Source organism: Kaistia sp. 32K (assembly GCF_016629525.1).
Lineage (GTDB): Bacteria > Pseudomonadota > Alphaproteobacteria > Rhizobiales > Kaistiaceae > Kaistia.
On record NZ_AP024269.1, the window covers coordinates 581,314 to 596,805 of the forward strand.

16 protein-coding genes are annotated in these 15,492 nt (G+C 68.1%); 11 read left to right on the forward strand and 5 right to left on the reverse strand.

The annotated features are described in order from the left end of the window. Nucleotides 1-17 precede the first annotated feature (17 nt). Together phnE (K32_RS02495) and phnE (K32_RS02500) are read left to right on the forward strand one after the other, a co-directional pair. Complete coding sequence (gene phnE, locus K32_RS02495) at nt 18-902, forward strand: phosphonate ABC transporter, permease protein PhnE (protein WP_201402504.1); 885 nt, start codon at nt 18-20, stop codon at nt 900-902. Next, a complete protein-coding gene (phnE, locus tag K32_RS02500; RefSeq protein ID WP_201402505.1) occupies nt 899-1,804 on the forward strand; it encodes a phosphonate ABC transporter, permease protein PhnE in 906 nt (301 codons plus the stop codon). Before phnE (K32_RS02495) ends, phnE (K32_RS02500) begins: the two co-directional genes overlap by 4 nt. Before the next feature lie 334 nt (nt 1,805-2,138). On the opposite strand, the gene phnF is transcribed toward phnE (K32_RS02500), so the two are convergent. Further along, the gene (gene phnF, locus K32_RS02505) at nt 2,139-2,900 is read right to left on the reverse strand and encodes a phosphonate metabolism transcriptional regulator PhnF (RefSeq protein WP_244669798.1); all 762 of its coding nucleotides are present in this window, start codon (nt 2,898-2,900) and stop codon (nt 2,139-2,141) included. A gap of 145 nt (nt 2,901-3,045) precedes the next feature. Here phnF and phnG point away from each other — a divergent pair, with 145 nt between their 5' ends. The 9 genes from phnG to phnN are packed head-to-tail and all read left to right on the forward strand — an operon-like array spanning nt 3,046 to nt 9,770. After that, complete coding sequence (phnG, locus tag K32_RS02510; RefSeq protein WP_244669955.1) at nt 3,046-3,456, forward strand: phosphonate C-P lyase system protein PhnG; 411 nt, start codon at nt 3,046-3,048, stop codon at nt 3,454-3,456. Beyond that, nucleotides 3,456-4,055: a phosphonate C-P lyase system protein PhnH gene (phnH, locus tag K32_RS02515; RefSeq protein ID WP_201402508.1), complete on the forward strand. Its 600-nt coding sequence runs from the start codon at nt 3,456-3,458 to the stop codon at nt 4,053-4,055. Before phnG ends, phnH begins: the two co-directional genes overlap by 1 nt. Before the next feature lie 2 nt (nt 4,056-4,057). After that, a complete protein-coding gene (locus K32_RS02520) occupies nt 4,058-5,152 on the forward strand; it encodes a carbon-phosphorus lyase complex subunit PhnI (protein ID WP_201402509.1) in 1,095 nt (364 codons plus the stop codon). Further along, entirely contained in the window at nt 5,149-6,033 is an 885-nt protein-coding gene (locus tag K32_RS02525; RefSeq protein WP_201402510.1) for an alpha-D-ribose 1-methylphosphonate 5-phosphate C-P-lyase PhnJ, read from the forward strand. Before K32_RS02520 ends, K32_RS02525 begins: the two co-directional genes overlap by 4 nt. Next, entirely contained in the window at nt 6,030-6,530 is a 501-nt protein-coding gene (locus tag K32_RS02530; RefSeq protein WP_244669800.1) for a GNAT family N-acetyltransferase, read from the forward strand. Before K32_RS02525 ends, K32_RS02530 begins: the two co-directional genes overlap by 4 nt. Beyond that, nucleotides 6,527-7,315: a phosphonate C-P lyase system protein PhnK gene (phnK, locus tag K32_RS02535; protein WP_201402511.1), complete on the forward strand. Its 789-nt coding sequence runs from the start codon at nt 6,527-6,529 to the stop codon at nt 7,313-7,315. The genes K32_RS02530 and phnK overlap by 4 nt, the downstream gene beginning before the upstream one ends. After that, entirely contained in the window at nt 7,312-8,019 is a 708-nt protein-coding gene (phnL, locus tag K32_RS02540) for a phosphonate C-P lyase system protein PhnL (protein ID WP_201402512.1), read from the forward strand. Before phnK ends, phnL begins: the two co-directional genes overlap by 4 nt. Before the next feature lie 31 nt (nt 8,020-8,050). Next, on the forward strand, nt 8,051-9,211 hold the full coding sequence (locus K32_RS02545) for an alpha-D-ribose 1-methylphosphonate 5-triphosphate diphosphatase (protein ID WP_201402513.1): 1,161 nt from the start codon (nt 8,051-8,053) through the stop codon (nt 9,209-9,211). Between the two features lie 7 nt (nt 9,212-9,218). Next, nucleotides 9,219-9,770 (forward strand): phosphonate metabolism protein/1,5-bisphosphokinase (PRPP-forming) PhnN, encoded by a 552-nt coding sequence (gene phnN / locus K32_RS02550; RefSeq protein WP_201402514.1) that lies wholly within the window; start codon nt 9,219-9,221, stop codon nt 9,768-9,770. A 135-nt stretch (nt 9,771-9,905) separates the two neighbouring features. On the opposite strand, the gene K32_RS02555 is transcribed toward phnN, so the two are convergent. From K32_RS02555 to K32_RS02570, 4 genes are all read right to left on the reverse strand, one after another. Further along, complete coding sequence (locus K32_RS02555) at nt 9,906-10,538, reverse strand: N-acetyltransferase (protein ID WP_201402515.1); 633 nt, start codon at nt 10,536-10,538, stop codon at nt 9,906-9,908. A gap of 258 nt (nt 10,539-10,796) precedes the next feature. Continuing rightward, nucleotides 10,797-11,540: an SDR family oxidoreductase gene (locus K32_RS02560; protein WP_201402516.1), complete on the reverse strand. Its 744-nt coding sequence runs from the start codon at nt 11,538-11,540 to the stop codon at nt 10,797-10,799. A gap of 102 nt (nt 11,541-11,642) precedes the next feature. Beyond that, nucleotides 11,643-12,575, reverse strand: a complete 933-nt coding sequence (locus tag K32_RS02565; protein WP_201402517.1) for a diguanylate cyclase — start codon at nt 12,573-12,575, stop codon at nt 11,643-11,645. Next, nucleotides 12,572-15,433 (reverse strand): hybrid sensor histidine kinase/response regulator, encoded by a 2,862-nt coding sequence (locus K32_RS02570; RefSeq protein WP_201402518.1) that lies wholly within the window; start codon nt 15,431-15,433, stop codon nt 12,572-12,574. Before K32_RS02570 ends, K32_RS02565 begins: the two co-directional genes overlap by 4 nt. Between the last annotated feature and the right edge of the window lie 59 nt (nt 15,434-15,492).

Consider the following 15,492-nt stretch of genomic DNA (forward strand, 5'->3'; position numbering starts at 1 on the left):
AAAAGCGGAGACGGCTCTTGGCGACCGCCATTGCAAAGCTTCCCGACCAGCAGGCGACCGCGCTCAGCCGCGCCTATTCCCGCGCCGTATCCGCCAAGCGGATGAAGACGCTCGCCGTCCTCGCCGTGCTGGTGGTGCTGATCATCATCAGCGCGCAGATGGCCGGCGTGAAGCCCGCCAAGCTCGTCGCCAATATCGGCAATTTCGGCAGCTATATCGTCCGCACCCTGCCGACGATCACCTTCGACAATTTCTTCGCCGACATCCGCGCCTGGTACTGGAATTTCGGCGGCTGGTTGCGCCTCCTGATCGAGACGATCCTGATCGCCTATCTCGGCACCTTCATGGGCGGCATCCTCGCCTTCTGCCTCTGCTTCTTCGCCGCGGCCAACCTCGTCCGCAACAAGACGACGCGGTTCATCGCCCGGCGCTTCCTCGAATTCTGCCGCACCGTTCCCGACATCGTCTTCGCGCTGATCTTCGTCATCGCCTTCGGCCTCGGCCCGATGGCGGGCGTGCTGGCGCTGACGATCCACACCGTCGGCGCGCTCGGCAAATTGTTCGCCGAGGTGGTCGAGAATATCGATATGAAGCCCGTCGAAGGGCTTTCGGCGACCGGCGCCTCGTGGCTGCAGATCGTGCGCTTCGCCGTGCTGCCGCAGGTCTCTTCCGGCTTTGCTTCCTACGGTCTGCTGCGCTTCGAGATCAACGTGCGCGGCGCCGGCGTCATGGGCTTTGTCGGCGCCGGCGGCATCGGCCAGGAGTTCCTGATCGCCATCCGCAATTTCTACTACACCGACGTCAGCGCCATCCTGCTGATGATAATCGTCACCGTGATCCTGATCGATCTCGGCACGGAGCAGGTCCGCCATCGGCTGATCGGCATGGAGCGCATGCGATGACTTCAGCATCCACGATTACCGCATCCACCACTATTTCGCCCGGCAACCGGGCGATCCGCTCGGCGGCGCTGGCCGATATTGACGGCCTCAAGGCCCGCCACCCCGCCGCCTTCGTCGCGTCGGGATCGAAGCGGGCGCTCGCCATCGGCCTGCCGCTCGCCGCTGTCCTGCTGGCGCTCGGCGCCATGGTCTGGCTCGATTTCTCGCTGGTGCGGATCTGGAACGGCCTGCACCGGCTCGGCCAGTTCGCCGTCCTGATGATGCCGCCGGCGCCCGAGGGCCGCTTCGGCGCCTTCGCCATCGCGCTCGGCGAGACGCTGGCGATCGCCTTCCTCGGCACGCTGACGGCGGCGATCCTCGCCTTCCCGGTGGCGTTCCTGGCGGCCAAGAACGTCATCCCGAACATCTTCGTGCATTTCGGCATGCGCCGGACCTTCGACGTCTTCCGCTCGGTCGACACGCTGATCTGGGCGCTGATGTGGATCAACGTCGTCGGCCTCGGCCCGTTCGCCGGCGTGCTGGCGATCGCCTGCGCCGATTTCGGCGCGCTCGGCAAACTGTTCTCCGAGGCGATCGAATCGACCGACGGCAAGGCGACCGAGGGCATCGCCGCGTCGGGTGGCAACAAGGCGCATCAGGTGCGCTTCGGCCTGGTGCCGCAGGTGCTGCCGGTGATCGCCAGCCAGATCCTCTATTTCTTCGAATCGAACACCCGCTCGGCCACCATCATCGGCATTGTCGGCGCCGGCGGCGTCGGCGCCTATCTGACCGAGCTGATCCGCGTGCTCGAGCTGCAGCAGGTCGCCTTCCTGATCCTGATGATCCTCGTCACCGTCGCCGTGATCGACTTCATCTCGTCGAAGCTCCGCCTGGCGGTGATCGGCAAGTCGAAGATCGTGTGAGGCTCCTTCTTGGACCTCCCCCCTTGAGGGGAGGTCCAAAACGCCTTTGCGTTTTCGGGAGGGGGCTGCGCCGTTTCAGCAGGCAACCCCTCCCCAAACTGGCTCCCGCCAGTTTTGACCCTCCCTCAAGGGGAGGGTTCAAGCCGTGCGTGCTTCGAGACGCCCGCTGTGCGGGCTCCTCAGCATGTTGAGATTGAGGTCTGCTGACGGGTCTTGGCCAGTCGCAGGCCTCAGCGCTTTCTAGAGATGGCCTTCCAACCCCAACATGCTGAGGAGCCGCTCGAAGAGCGGCGTCTCGAAGCACGCACGAGCGAACCCTAGGCCTTAGCCAGCCTCAGCTCCCGATCACCAGCTCCGTCCGGTCGGCCGAGAATGCCGCGCGGGTGAACTGGATCGGCTGGCCCTCGATATCGACATTGATGCTGTCGACCGTCAGCAGCAGCCTCCCCGGTGCGAGGTCCAGCCGGGTGGCCTCCTCGGCGCCGGCGGGGCGGGCCGAGATCCGCGTCTCGTGCCGGCGGTAGTCGGCGACGCCGCAGGCTTCCAGCGCCGCGGTCAAGGTATCGAACGACCGATAGGCCTCGATCAGGCCGGAAAAGCGGGGCAGCGGGAAATAGGCGCTGCCGAGCGAGATCGGCGTGCCATCGGCGTATCGAACCGTATCCATCCGCACCACTGGCGCGCCCTCGTCGATGCCGAGGGCGGCGGCGACCTGGCGATCGGCCGAGGTCGGATAGGCGTCGAGAAGCTTGCCGCCGGCCTCGCGACCGGCGCGCGAGACGTTTTCCGAAAAGCGGGTGCGGGCGCCGATCGGGTAGGGGATCGGCCGGTCCTCGACGAAGGTGCCGCGTCCCTGCGTCGCCCGCACCAGCCCGCGCGCCGCGAGCTCGGCAAGGCTGCGCCGCACCGTGTGCCGGTTGACGGCGAAGCGGACGGCAAGCTGGCTCTCGGTCGGCAATTGCATGCCGGGGCCGAGCCTGCCCGCCCGGATGTCGGCCTCGATCTCGTCGGCAATCTGCCGCCAGGCGGCGATGCCGCGTCCCCGCGCCACTTCCGTCACGCTGCTGTCGCCGCTCGGGCGCACTGTATCCGTCATCAAATCGTCACTGGACCTATTCATGGAGTTGTCTATATCATTAGACAAATCCGATGAGAAGCTTTTGATGGATTGGATCATGCCACAACAAGCGAGCGGCGCGCAGCCGATCCCCGAATCCGAGATCGCGGCCCGGCAGGCCGCGATGGCGACCTTGACCGGCGCCTCCCCGGCCGAACTCGAGCAGGCGCTGGCCTCGCTCGGTCCGATCCCGGCGGCAAGCGACCTGCGCGGCACGGAATCCGGCCTCGTCATGCTGCGCGGCCGGATGGGCGGCGATGGCCGTCCCTTCAATCTCGGCGAGGCGACGGTCACGCGGGCCGCCGTGCGGCTTGAGGATGGCCGCACCGGCTTCGCCTACCAGCTCGGCCGCGACGCCGCCAAGGCGCGCACCGCCGCCATCCTGGACGCGCTCTGGCAGGGCCCCGAGCGCGCCGCCGTCGAGGCAGCGCTGTCGCCGATCCGCGAGCGCATCGCCGACGAGGCCGCCGCCAAGGCGCGCCGCGTCGCCGCGACCCGCGTCAATTTCTTCACCATGGTTCGCGGAGAGGATTGATGTCCGCCCCCGTCATCACCGCCGGCTTCGCCGATCCCGTCATCGAGGCGCAGGCGCATTTCCACGCCCTGATGGACGCGCTGGCGCGCCCGGGATCGATCCAGCCGTTCCCGGCCGCCGTCGACGCGCCGGCGCCGCTGACCCCGGAGCTCGCGGCAACAGCGCTGACGCTTGTCGATCACGAGACGACGCTCTGGCTCGATGGTCCGCTGGCCGCGTCGAAGTCGGTTGTCGACTATCTCCGCTTCCACACCGGCGCCCGCATCGTCGCCGAGCCGTCCGAGGCCGCCTTCGCGCTGGTCACGGACGTCGCCGCCATGCCGCGCCTCGCCGACTTCGCGCAAGGCTCGGACGAATATCCCGACCGCTCGACGACGATCGTCGTCGCAGCCGACGGGATCGTGCCCGAGGGCGCGCTGGAACTCGCCGGCCCCGGCATTCGCGACCGCGCCCGCATCGGGCTTGCGCCGGTGCCGGCCGATTTCATCGCCCAGCTCGCCGCCAACCGGGCGCAGTTCCCGCGCGGCGTCGATCTCGTCTTCACTTCACGCCGCCAGGTCGCCGCGCTGCCGCGCACGACCCTCGTTTCGGAGGTCTGATCATGTATGTCGCCGTCAAGGGTGGCGAGCAGGCGATCGACAACGCGCATACGCTGCTGGCGCACGAGCGTCGCGGCCCCGTCTCGATCCCCGACCTCTCGCCCGACCAGATCGAGAGCCAGCTGGCGCTCGCCGTCGACCGCGTCATGGCCGAGGGTTCGCTCTACGACCCGGCGCTGGCCGCGCTCGCCATCAAGCAGGCGCGCGGCGACCTGATCGAGGCGATCTTCCTCGTCCGCGCCTTCCGCACCACGCTGCCGCGCTTCGGCCATGCCGAGCCGGTCGAGACCGGCGCGATGGCGATCGAGCGCCGCATCTCCGCGACCTTCAAGGACCTGCCCGGCGGACAGGTGCTCGGCCCGACCTTCGACTATACCCACCGCCTGATCGATTTCCTGCTCGCCGCCGGCGTCGAGCCGCCGGCACCGGCAGAGGTCGCGACCGAACAGGAAGCTTCCCCTCGCGTGACGGATCTGCTCGACGGCGAGGGCCTGATCGAGCAGGAGTTTCGCGCCGATGACGCGGAAGTCGGGGATCTGACCCGCGCGCCGCTCGATTTCCCGGCCGATCGCGACCTGCGCCTGCAGGCGCTCGCCCGCGGCGACGAGGGCTTCCTGCTGGCGCTCGGCTATTCGACCCAGCGCGGCTATGGCCGCACCCATCCCTTCGTCGGCGAGATCCGCTTCGGCGAGGTGATGGCCGAATTCGTGCCGGAGGAGCTCGGCTTCGCCGTGCCGCTCGGCCCCGTGGCGCTGACCGAGTGCCAGATGGTCAACCAGTTCCGCGGCTCCGCCGCGCTGCCGCCGCAGTTCACAAGGGGCTATGGCCTGGTGTTCGGCCAGAGCGAGCGCAAGGCGATGTCGATGTCGCTGGTCGACCGGGCGCTGCGCACCCGCGAGTTCGGCGAGGACGTCACCGCCCCGGCGCAGGACGAGGAATTCGTGCTGTCGCATTGCGACAACGTCCAGGCGACCGGCTTCGTCGAGCATCTGAAGCTGCCGCACTATGTCGATTTCCAGGCCGAGCTCGGGCTCGTCCGCAAGATGCGCGCCCAATACGAAGCGCGCCAGCAAGAGCTGAAGGAGGCGGCGGAATGAGCGCCGTGGCAGCGCCGCAGGCGAGCGGCTACAACTTCGCCTATCTCGACGAGCAGACCAAACGGATGATCCGCCGCGCGATCCTGAAGGGGATCGCGATCCCCGGCTATCAGGTGCCGTTTGCCAGCCGCGAAATGCCGATGCCCTATGGCTGGGGCACCGGCGGCGTGCAGGTGACGGCGGCGATCATCGGCCCGGACGATGTGCTGAAGGTGATCGACCAAGGCTCGGACGACACCACCAACGCCGTCTCGATCCGGAAGTTCTTTGCCAGGACCGCCGGCGTCGCGACGACGACGGAGACGAAGGCCGCGACCATCATCCAGACGCGCCATCGCATCCCGGAGCAGCGGCTGACGGCCAGGCAGACCATCGTCTACCAGGTGCCGATCCCCGAGCCGCTGCGCTTCTTGGAGCCGCGCGAGACCGAAACGCGAAAACTGCATGCGCTCGCCGATTACGGGCTGATGCATGTGAAGCTCTACGAGGACATCGCAAGGCACGGCCACATCGCCACCACCTACGACTATCCGGTCGAGGTCGCGGATCGCTACGTGATGAACCCGTCGCCGACGCCGAAATTCGACAATCCGAAGATGCACATGTCGGAGGCGCTGCAATTGTTCGGCGCCGGCCGCGAGAAGCGCATCTACGCCGTGCCGCCCTTCACCAAGGTGCGGAGCCTCGATTTCGAGGATCATCCGTTCGAGGTGCAGAAGTTCGACAAGCCCTGCGCGCTCTGCGCCGCGACCAATGTCTATCTCGACGAGGTCGTGCTCGACGATCGCGGCGGGCGGATGTTTGTCTGCTCTGACTCCGACTTCTGCGAGGAGCGCCGGGCCGAGGGCCATCGCGGCGAGCTTTCGGGGGAGGCGGCATGATGGCCGACGTCTCCGTCCGCAAGGCGACCGAAGCCGACCTGCCGGCGCTGCTCGCGCTCTATGCGCAGCCGGATTTCAACAATGGCCGCGTCACCACGCTCGAAGTGGCGCAGGCGACGCTCGCCCGCATGGCGACCTATCCGGATTTCGCCGCCTATTGCGCCGAGATCGACGGCGAGATCGTCGGCACCTTCTCGCTGATGGTGATCGACAATCTCGCGCATTGGGGCATGAGCTCGGCGCTGGTCGAGAACGTCGTCGTTGCCAACGGCCATCAGGGCGCGGGCATCGGCCGCGCCATGATCCGGCAGGCGTTCCGGCTGGCGGAGGAGAAGGGCGCTTACAAGGTGGCGCTTTCCTCCAACATCAAGTCGACCAAGGCGCACGCCTTCTACGAGAGCCTCGGCTTCGAGAAATACGGCTTCAGCTTCAGGCTGGAGCCGGTGGTCGGCGATCGCGCCCTTCAGGTTGAACTCATTGACGGAGCCGCATCATGACGGCCAATCTGAACGACAAGCCGCTGCTTTCGGCCCGCGGTCTCGGCAAGCATTACGGCCAGCGGCTCGGCTGCCGCGATGTGAACTTCGACCTCTACGAGGGCGAGGTGCTCGCCGTGGTCGGCGAATCCGGTTCCGGCAAGTCGACCCTGCTCGGCCTGCTCGCGACCGAACTCGCCCCCACCGCCGGCGCCGTGCACTACCGCATGCGCGACGGCGAGACGCGGAACTTGTTCGATCTCTCCGAGGCCGATCGCCGCTTCCTGCTCCGTACCGACTGGGGCTTCGTCCGCCAGGACGCCCGCGACGGCCTGCGCATGGGCGTCTCGGCCGGCGGCAATGTCGGCGAGCGGCTGATGGCGGTCGGCGGCCGGCATTATGGCCGCATCCGCGACACAGCGAGCGACTGGCTCGGCCGCGTCGAGATCGAGCCGGAGCGGATCGACGATCTGCCGAAGAGCTTCTCCGGCGGCATGCGGCAGCGCCTGCAGATCGCCCGCAACCTCGTCACCCATCCTCGCCTCGTCTTCATGGACGAGCCGACCTCGAGCCTCGACGTCTCGGTGCAGGCGCGCCTGCTCGACCTGATCCGCGGCCTCGTCGCCGAGCTCGGCCTCGCGGTCATCATCGTTACGCACGACCTCGCCGTCGCCCGCCTGCTGTCGCACCGGATCATGGTGATGCGGCAGGGAAGGGTGATCGAGACCGGCCTCACCGACCAGGTGCTGGACGATCCGCGCGAGGCCTACACCCAGCTTCTCGTCTCCTCGGTGCTCGCAGCATGACCCAGAATCTCGTCAGCCTCGAAGGCGTCTCCAAGGCCTTCACGCTGCACCTGCGCGACGGTCTTAGGATCAGCGTCGTCGACAATGTCTCCTTCGCGGTCCAGCCCGGCGAATGCGTCGTGCTGGGCGGCCCCTCCGGCGCCGGCAAATCGTCGATCCTCAAGATGATCTACGGCAACTACCGCTGCGATCACGGCCGCATTCTCGTTCGCGATGGCGACGAGCTGGTCGATGTCGCCACTGCCGAGCCGCGCCGCATCCTGGCGCTGCGCGGCTCGGTGATGGGCTATGTCAGCCAGTTCCTGCGCGTCATTCCCCGCGTCTCCGCGCTCGACATCGTCGCCGGTGCCGCGACCGACAGCGGCGTCAGCCGCGCCGAGGCCTGGAGCCGGGCCGAGCGTCTGCTGACGCTCCTCAACGTGCCGGAGCGGCTCTGGAGCCTGCCGCCGGCGACCTTCTCCGGCGGCGAGCAGCAGCGCGTCAACATCGCGCGCGGCCTCGCCGCCGACCGGCCGATCCTGCTCCTCGACGAGCCGACCGCCTCGCTCGACGCCGCCAACCGCGCCGTCGTGGTGCGGCTGATCGAGGAGAAGAAGCGCGCGGGAACCGCCATCATCGGCATCTTCCACGACGAGGACGTCCGCGATCACGTCGCCGACCGCATCGTCGACGTCACGGAATTCGCCGCCTCCAGGGCGGCCTGAGCGGCAAAGCCTGCAAGCAAACGAGATCGAAATGACCGAACCGACCGAATTTCTGATCGAAAACGCCAGCCTCGTCCTGCCCGACCGGGTGGTGGAGACCGGCTGGATCGCCATTGCCGGCGGCAAGATCGCCGAGATCGGCGAGGGCAAGGCGCCGGAGCGCGGCCTTGACGTCCAGGGCGACACGATCGTGCCCGGCCTCGTCGAGCTGCACACCGACCATCTGGAGGCGCATTTCGCGCCGCGTCCGCATGTGCGCTGGCACGCGCTTTCTTCCGTCATGGCCTATGACGCACAGATCGCGGCGGCCGGCATCACCACCGTGTTCGATTCGCTCCGTGCCGGCTCCGACGCCGACTCCGCCTCGATCGGCACCGATCTGGCGCAGCTTGCCGCCGCGATTGCGGAAGCGCGCGCGACCGGCCATCTCCGCGTCGATCACCGCACGCATCTGCGCTGCGAGATCGCCTGCGAGGACGTTTTGGAGCATGTCGAGGCCTATGCCGCGCAATACCCCGTCCACATGATGTCGCTGATGGACCACACGCCCGGCCAGCGCCAGTTCAAGGATCTCGAGACCTGGCGGCGCTACTACATGCGCAAGAAGCCGATGTCGGACGAGGAAGTGAACCGCTTCGTCGGCAACCGGCTGGCGCTGCACGCCAACAATGCCGGGCCGAACCGGCTGCGTCTCGTCGAGATCGCGGCCGAGACCGGCGCGGTGCTGGCGAGCCACGACGACGCGACGATCGCGCATGCCGAGGAAGCCGTCGAGAACGGCGTCGGCCTCGCCGAGTTCCCGACCACGATCGAGGCGGCGGAAGCGCTGCACCAGGCCGGCATCAGCGTCATGATGGGCGGACCGAATGTCGTGCGTGGCGGCTCGCATTCCGGAAATGTCGCAGCCGAAGAGCTCGCGCGCGCCGGCGTTCTGGATATTCTGTCGTCGGATTACGTGCCTGCGAGTCTCCTGATGTCCGCCTTCGAACTGCCGCGCCGGATTCCCGGCATCGACCTTGCCACCGCCATTCGCACCGTGACGCTGACGCCGGCGCGCACCACCGGCCTGACCGATCGCGGCGCCATCGAGACCGGCCTGCGCGCCGATCTCGTCCGCGTCCATGTCAGCGGCGGCGAAAGCCCGACGCCGATCGTGCGCCAGGTCTGGCGCGAAGGGCAGCGGGTCTCGTGAGGCGGTGATGGGCAAGGGCGTTCTCGTCGCGGTGGTCGGCCCGAGCGGGGTCGGCAAGGACACGCTGATCGGCCACGCCAGGGCGGCGCTGGCGGAGGAAGACGGCTTCGTCTTCGTCCGCCGGCTCGTCACGCGCGGCGAGAATGCGTTCGAGGATCACGACACGCTGGACGAGGCCGCATTCGCCGAGGGCGTCGAGAGCGGCCGCTTCCCGGTGTCCTGGCGCGCGCATGGCCTCGGCTATGCGCTTCCCGCCGCGACGCTCGACGCGATCGCGGCCGGCGCCGTCGTCATCTGCAATTTTTCACGCGGTGCGATCGCTGCCGCGCGCGAGCGCTTTCCCGCCGTGCGCGTGGTGGCGATCTCCGCGCCGGACGCGATCCTCGCGGCTCGCCTGATCGCGCGTGGCCGCGAGACCGAACAGGGCGTCGCCGCCCGCCTCGCCCGCGAGGCGATCTGCGCGCGCGAGATCGATCCCGACCTGACGATCGTCAACGACCGCCCGATCGAGCAGTCGGGAGGTGAACTGGTGGCGTATCTCCGGAGCCTGCGGGGGTGAGTGGGATTGGGGGGCGGGCCGGAGTTGTCCGCCGGCCCGTTCCCGAACGCTGTTCGCCCTCAACCATCATCCTGAGGTATCAGGCGAAGCCGGGCCTCGAAGGAGGGTCCAGGGAACAATTCTGCCGGCCGATCCCTAGAACCGCCGCGCCATGGTGAGGCTGCCCGCCGGCAGATCGTCCGAGATCACCTCCGCGAAGCCGAGCTTTTCGTAGAAGGCGATGGCGCGGTCGTTCTGCGGGTGGACGTCGAGATGCATGCCGGGCGAGCCGGCTGCCGCGAGCGCGTCCATCAGATGCTGGAAGCCGCGCTTGCCCCAGCCCTGGCCGCGCGCTTCGGGCAAAAAGTCGATATGGCCGTGCGAGGGGAAGGCGTGCAGCGCCGGCGGATAGGCGTAGGGCGGATGGTGGAGGCGGTGGCGCACCCAGTCACTGCCGCGCCAGAGGCTCTCGTCGGCTCCCGGATCGCGGATGCGTCGACGCAAACCCGGCAGCCAGTCGCGTTCCATCCGCCGATAGAAATCCGGCGTGTCGAGCGCGCCCATGATGTAGCCGGCGACGCCGTCCGGGCCGTCGAGCACGAAGGCGAGCTCGGGCTCGAGCACCAGATAGGGGCCGATGAACATGTGGCCGAGCGCGTCGGGATCGTCCTCGCGCGCCGTGGCGTCCTGCCCCGCGTCGCCGGTGCGCAGGCAGACCCGGTAGACGGCCGGCATATCGGCGAGGTCGGCCTTGCGCAGCCGGAACGCGCCGCTGGATACGGCCGTCATGAGTGAACTCCGTTCTTCACCTCCCTAAGGGAGAATCTTTGCAGCCCACTGTCCTCATCATCCTGAGGAGGCCTGAAGGGCCGTCTCGAAGGACGCAGAGCGATCGTGCAGCTGAAATCTTGCCCCAAGGTCGTGCGTCCTTCGAGACGGCTTGCTGCCGCAAGCCTCCTCAGGATGATTGACATCGGGGCCCGCACAACTCAAGGGTTCCAAGAGAAGCGCCGAGGCTTGAGCCTCGGCTTATTCTCGCGCCGCGCCTCAGGCGAGCGTGCGGCCGCCGTTTACCGCGAAGGTCTGGCCGGTGATGAAGTCGGCGGCTGGCGAGGCCAGGAAGGCGACGATGCCGGCGATGTCCTCCGGCACGCCCTGATGGCCGAGCGGCACCAGGCGGCGATAATCCTCGAGCTCGTCGACCGTCGTGTCGGCGTGGCGCTCGACCGGGATGAAGCCCGGCGCGACGAGGTTGACCGTGATGCTCTCCGGGCCGAGCTCGCGGGCCCAGGAGCGCGTCAGGCCGACCATGGCGGCCTTGGCGGCGACGTAGTGGCCGAAGATCGGATTGCCCATGTCGACCACTTCGGAGCCGATATTGATGACGCGGCCGGCGCGCCGCGTCCGCCAGTCGGGCAGCACCGTCTGCAACAGGAGCAGCGGCGCCTTGACGAAGAAGCGCAGCTGGTCGAGGTGGTCGTCCCAGGTCTGTTCCTCGATCGGGATCAGCGGCTGCGGGCCGGTGGCGTTGTTGACGATGAGGTCGACCGGGCCGAGCTGGCGGGTGATCTCGGCGATGCCGTGGCGGACGCTGGCCTTGTCCGTGACGTCGAACTTGAAGGCCGCGGCCTGTCCGCCGGGGCTGGTGATGGCGTCGACGACGCTGCCGGCGCCGATGTCGTCATGCGCGAAGTTGACGGCGACCGTCCAGCCGGCGCCGCCGAGCCCCTTTGCGATCGCTGCGCCAAGCCCGCGTGAAGCGCCGGTGACGAGTGCAATTCCCACGATCATCCTCCCGAAATGACGCCCGCCCTGGGATTCGTGCGGGCCGCCGCCGATCGAAGCACAGGCGGCCGGGATTGTCTCCCGACTTCTTAGCCGGGTAGGGGGCGCCTATTCGACAGTGGCCGCGACCGGCACCTCGAAGATCGTGCCGGAGACCATGTTTCGGCCGGCGGCCTTGGCGATGTAGAGCTGCTCGTCGGCGGCCCGGATCCAGGCTTCCGGCGGCGCGCCCGGGACGCAGGGCGCCGTGGCGACGCCGATCGAGACCGAGACGGTCGGCGCCGCCTCGGAGCCCGAATGCGGGATGTTCAGCGCCTCGACCCGCTCGCGGATGCCGCGCGCGATCTCCATCGCCTCCTCGAAGCGGGCTTCCGGCAGAACGCAGGCGAACTCCTCGCCGCCATAGCGCACGGTCAGGTCGCTGCCGTGGCGCACGGCCCGGTTCAGCGCCGCCGCCACCATGGTCAGGCAGCGGTCGCCGGCCGTGTGGCCGTAGAGGTCGTTGAAGCGCTTGAAGAAGTCGATGTCGAGGATGATCACCGACAGCAGCCCGCCGCTGAGCGAGAGGCGGGCGGTCTCGACGTTGAGCGTCCGTTCCAGCCGGCGGCGGTTGCCGAGGCCGGTGAGCGCGTCGGTCACCGCCAGCTTGGCGAGGTCGTCGCGCAGCCGCTTCATCTCCAGATGGTTCCTCACGCGGGCGCGCACGACCACCGGCGAGATCGGCTTGTGGATGTAGTCGATCGCGCCGAGTTCCAGCCCCCGCACCTCGGCCTCCTGGTCGCCCAGCGCCGTGGTGAAAATCACCGGCACGTCGGCGAGCAGCGGATCGTTCTTGATCTGGGTGCAGACGTCATAGCCGTCGGTGCCCGGCATCAGGATGTCGAGCAGGATGAGATCGGGCAGGGCGGTGCGGGCGATCGCGAGCGCTTCCTCGCCGGACGTCGCGAAATAGATGTCGTGATCCTCCTCGAGCACGGCGCTGAGGATCTCGATGTTGCTGACTTCGTCATCGACGAGGAGGATCGATGGCCGCTCGCTCAATTCAGTATTTCCTTGGTGTCGTCAAACCGACGCTCGATGGCGTCCAGCCCGGCCAGGGCGTTGGTGAAATCCAGCCGGGCGATCGGGTCGCGGATCCCGTCGAGCGATGTCGCCTCGGCCGAGCCGCGAAGCGTCGTTTCGAGCGCCTCGAACGTCTTGCGGGCCCGCATGCTGCGCACGCCGAGCTGCTGGCGAAGCTCGCCGAGAAGCCGGGTCGCCTCGGCGCGCCCGGCGGCGTCGAGCCGCGTCTCGGGCTCAGCCGCCTTAACCGTCTCGGCCGCGCTGGCCGCCTCGGCCGGCTGCAGCGACCGTGCCGCGGCGAGCGCCGGCTGCAGCGCCTGGTCGAGCCGCTCGACGAGATCGTCGATGTTCATCAGCTCGCGATGCGCCAGCGCGTCCTCCAGCTGGCGCGAGGCCTCGGCCACCTTGCGCAGTTCGAGCGAGCCGGCGACGCCCTTCAGCGTGTGGGCGAGGCGGCGCGCCTCGTCCAGCGCGCCGGCATCGATGTCCTCGCGCAGCGTGGCGGCGAAGCCGCGATACTTGGCGCCGAAACTGACGATCAGCTTGCGCAGCAGGGCGGACTTGCCGTTGACGCGGGAGAGCGCTGCCGGGATGTCGAAGGGCGGTAGTTCCTGCGGCAGCTCGGTCGAGGCGAGCGGCGCGGCCGGGGTGGCGGCAGGTGCTGCGACAGCGGGGCTCGGTGCCGTGGCCGGCTTCAGCCAACGTTCCAGCGTGCGCATCAGCGCGGCCGGATCGACGGGCTTCGCGACATGGTCGTTCATGCCGGCATTCAGGCAGTTCTGGCGCTCCTGCTCATAGGCATGCGCGGTCATGGCGATGATCGGCAGGGTTTCGGCGGGGATGCGCTCGCGGATCTTCCGCGTCGCCGTGATGCCGTCCATCTCCGGCATCTGGATGTCCATGAGCACCGCGTCGTAGCGGCGGCCGGGATCGAGCGCCAGCTCGCAGGCGATCCGGCCGTTCGCGGCCAGCTCGACGATGAGGCCGCCGTCGCTCAGGATCTCGTAGGCGACCTCGCTGTTGATCTCGTTGTCCTCGGCCAGAAGGATGCGCGAGCCGCGCAGCTCCGGCGCCACCATCGGCACCGTTGGAGGCGCGGGAACGACGGTTTCGTCCGGCGCGCGCGCATTGCCGATGAACTGCGTGATCTGGGTGAGCAGCAGGGCGGGATCGATCGGCTTGACGAGGAAGGCGGAAATGCCGGCCGCGCGCGCGTCGGCCATCGCTTCCTCGCGGGCATAGGCGCTGACCATCATGATGGTCGGCAGCTTCGTCAGCTTTTCGCTCGCCTGCATTGCCTCGACCGCCTGGATGCCGTCCATGCCGGGCATCTTCCAGTCGATCAGCATCAGGTCGTAATTGGTGCCGCGCTCGTTCGCCGCCTCGAGGAAGGCGATCGCCTCGGTGCCGGAAGCGACGAGATCCGACTGCACCGACCAGCTTTCGAACAGGTTGTGCAGGATCTCGCGCGAGGCGGGATTGTCGTCGACGATGAGGACGCGCAGCCCACGCAGCTCCTCGATATGGGCAGCACTGGCGAGCATCTCGGCGTCGCCGATCTGCATCCGCACCGTGAAGGTGAAGGTGCTGCCGGCGCCCGCCTGGCTCTCGACGCGGATCGAGCCGCCCATCAGCTCGACCAGCTGCTTGCTGATGGCGAGGCCGAGGCCGGTGCCGCCGAAGCGGCGCGTCGTCGAGCTGTCGGCCTGGCTGAAGGAGCGGAAGAGGTTCGCCTGCTGCTCCGGCGTCATGCCGATGCCGGTATCGCGGACGGAGATCTCGAGCAGGAGGTCCGGATCCCGACGCTCGAGCGCGCGGATCGACAGGATGACGCCGCCGCGCTCGGTGAACTTGACTGCGTTCGAGACGAGGTTGAGGACGATCTGGTTCAGCCGCAGCGCGTCGCCGAGAAGCGTCTCGGGCACGCTGTCGTCAACGACGATGCGGATCTCGACGCCCTTCTCGGCCGCCTTCACCGCCGAGATCGCGGTGGCGTTCTCGATCGTGTCGCGGATCTCGAAATGGGTGCTCTCCAGCGTGAGCATGCCGGCCTCGATCTTGGAGAAATCGAGGATGTCGTTGATCAGGCCGAGCAGGGCGGTGCTGGCGGCCTTGATCTTGCTGACATAGTCGGCCTGCTTCGGCGTCAGCTCGGTGCGCAGCGCCAGGTGGCTGAAGCCGAGAATGGCGTTCATCGGCGTGCGGATCTCGTGGCTCATATTAGCCAGGAACAGGCTCTTGGCGATGCTGGCGGCGTTGGCCTCGCGGGTCTTGACCTCGAGCGTGCGGTTGTAGCTGACGATCTCGTCGCTCATCGCCTTGATCCGGCGGAAGCTCGCCACCAGCGTGATGCTGAGCCAGACCAGGACGGCCGTCTGGAAGGCGACGATCGAGGCGTGCAGGTAGACGCGGGGCAGGTCGGCGCCGGCGGGGAACACCGCATAGGGGAACACGAAGTTCAGCATCAGGTGGTGGGCTGCGACGGCGACGGCCGCGACGACCACGGGCCGCCAGTCGCACCAGCCGATCACCAGCGCCAGCGTGGCGAAGAAGTACATGTGCATGTCCATCTGCCACGCATGTCCGGCGAACAGATAGACGAGGAGGGCGGGCTGCCCCATCAGCGCGACGGCCGAGACATAGCGCGTCACCGGCGCCGGACCGCGCAGCAGCCACGATATCTGCAGCGCGGCCGCCAGCAGGGCTGCGATCAGCGTCGGCGCGACCACGCTCCGGCCGATCGACCCGGCGACCAGCGCCATGAACGGCACATGCACCCAGATCAGCACCACCAGGAACAGGCCGAAATTGCGCCGCAGTCTATCGAGTTCGGCCATTGTGCAATCCTTGAAAGGTACTGCCCCGGCGGGCAGGTCTGGTCTGGCGGACAAATCGG

Bases quoted from the DNA above. Each gene is read 5' to 3' on its own strand.
- phnE (WP_201402505.1), top strand. From the start codon at position 899: ATGACTTCAGCATCCACGATTACCGCATCCACCACTATTTCGCCCGGC.
- phnF (WP_244669798.1), bottom strand. From the start codon at position 2,900: ATGACGGATACAGTGCGCCCGAGCGGCGACAGCAGCGTGACGGAAGTG.
- phnG (WP_244669955.1), top strand. From the start codon at position 3,046: ATGGCGACCTTGACCGGCGCCTCCCCGGCCGAACTCGAGCAGGCGCTG.
- phnH (WP_201402508.1), top strand. From the start codon at position 3,456: ATGTCCGCCCCCGTCATCACCGCCGGCTTCGCCGATCCCGTCATCGAG.
- K32_RS02520 (WP_201402509.1), top strand. From the start codon at position 4,058: ATGTATGTCGCCGTCAAGGGTGGCGAGCAGGCGATCGACAACGCGCAT.
- K32_RS02525 (WP_201402510.1), top strand. From the start codon at position 5,149: ATGAGCGCCGTGGCAGCGCCGCAGGCGAGCGGCTACAACTTCGCCTAT.
- K32_RS02530 (WP_244669800.1), top strand. From the start codon at position 6,030: ATGATGGCCGACGTCTCCGTCCGCAAGGCGACCGAAGCCGACCTGCCG.
- phnK (WP_201402511.1), top strand. From the start codon at position 6,527: ATGACGGCCAATCTGAACGACAAGCCGCTGCTTTCGGCCCGCGGTCTC.
- phnL (WP_201402512.1), top strand. From the start codon at position 7,312: ATGACCCAGAATCTCGTCAGCCTCGAAGGCGTCTCCAAGGCCTTCACG.
- K32_RS02545 (WP_201402513.1), top strand. From the start codon at position 8,051: ATGACCGAACCGACCGAATTTCTGATCGAAAACGCCAGCCTCGTCCTG.
- phnN (WP_201402514.1), top strand. From the start codon at position 9,219: ATGGGCAAGGGCGTTCTCGTCGCGGTGGTCGGCCCGAGCGGGGTCGGC.
- K32_RS02555 (WP_201402515.1), bottom strand. From the start codon at position 10,538: ATGACGGCCGTATCCAGCGGCGCGTTCCGGCTGCGCAAGGCCGACCTC.
- K32_RS02560 (WP_201402516.1), bottom strand. From the start codon at position 11,540: ATGATCGTGGGAATTGCACTCGTCACCGGCGCTTCACGCGGGCTTGGC.
- K32_RS02570 (WP_201402518.1), bottom strand. From the start codon at position 15,433: ATGGCCGAACTCGATAGACTGCGGCGCAATTTCGGCCTGTTCCTGGTG.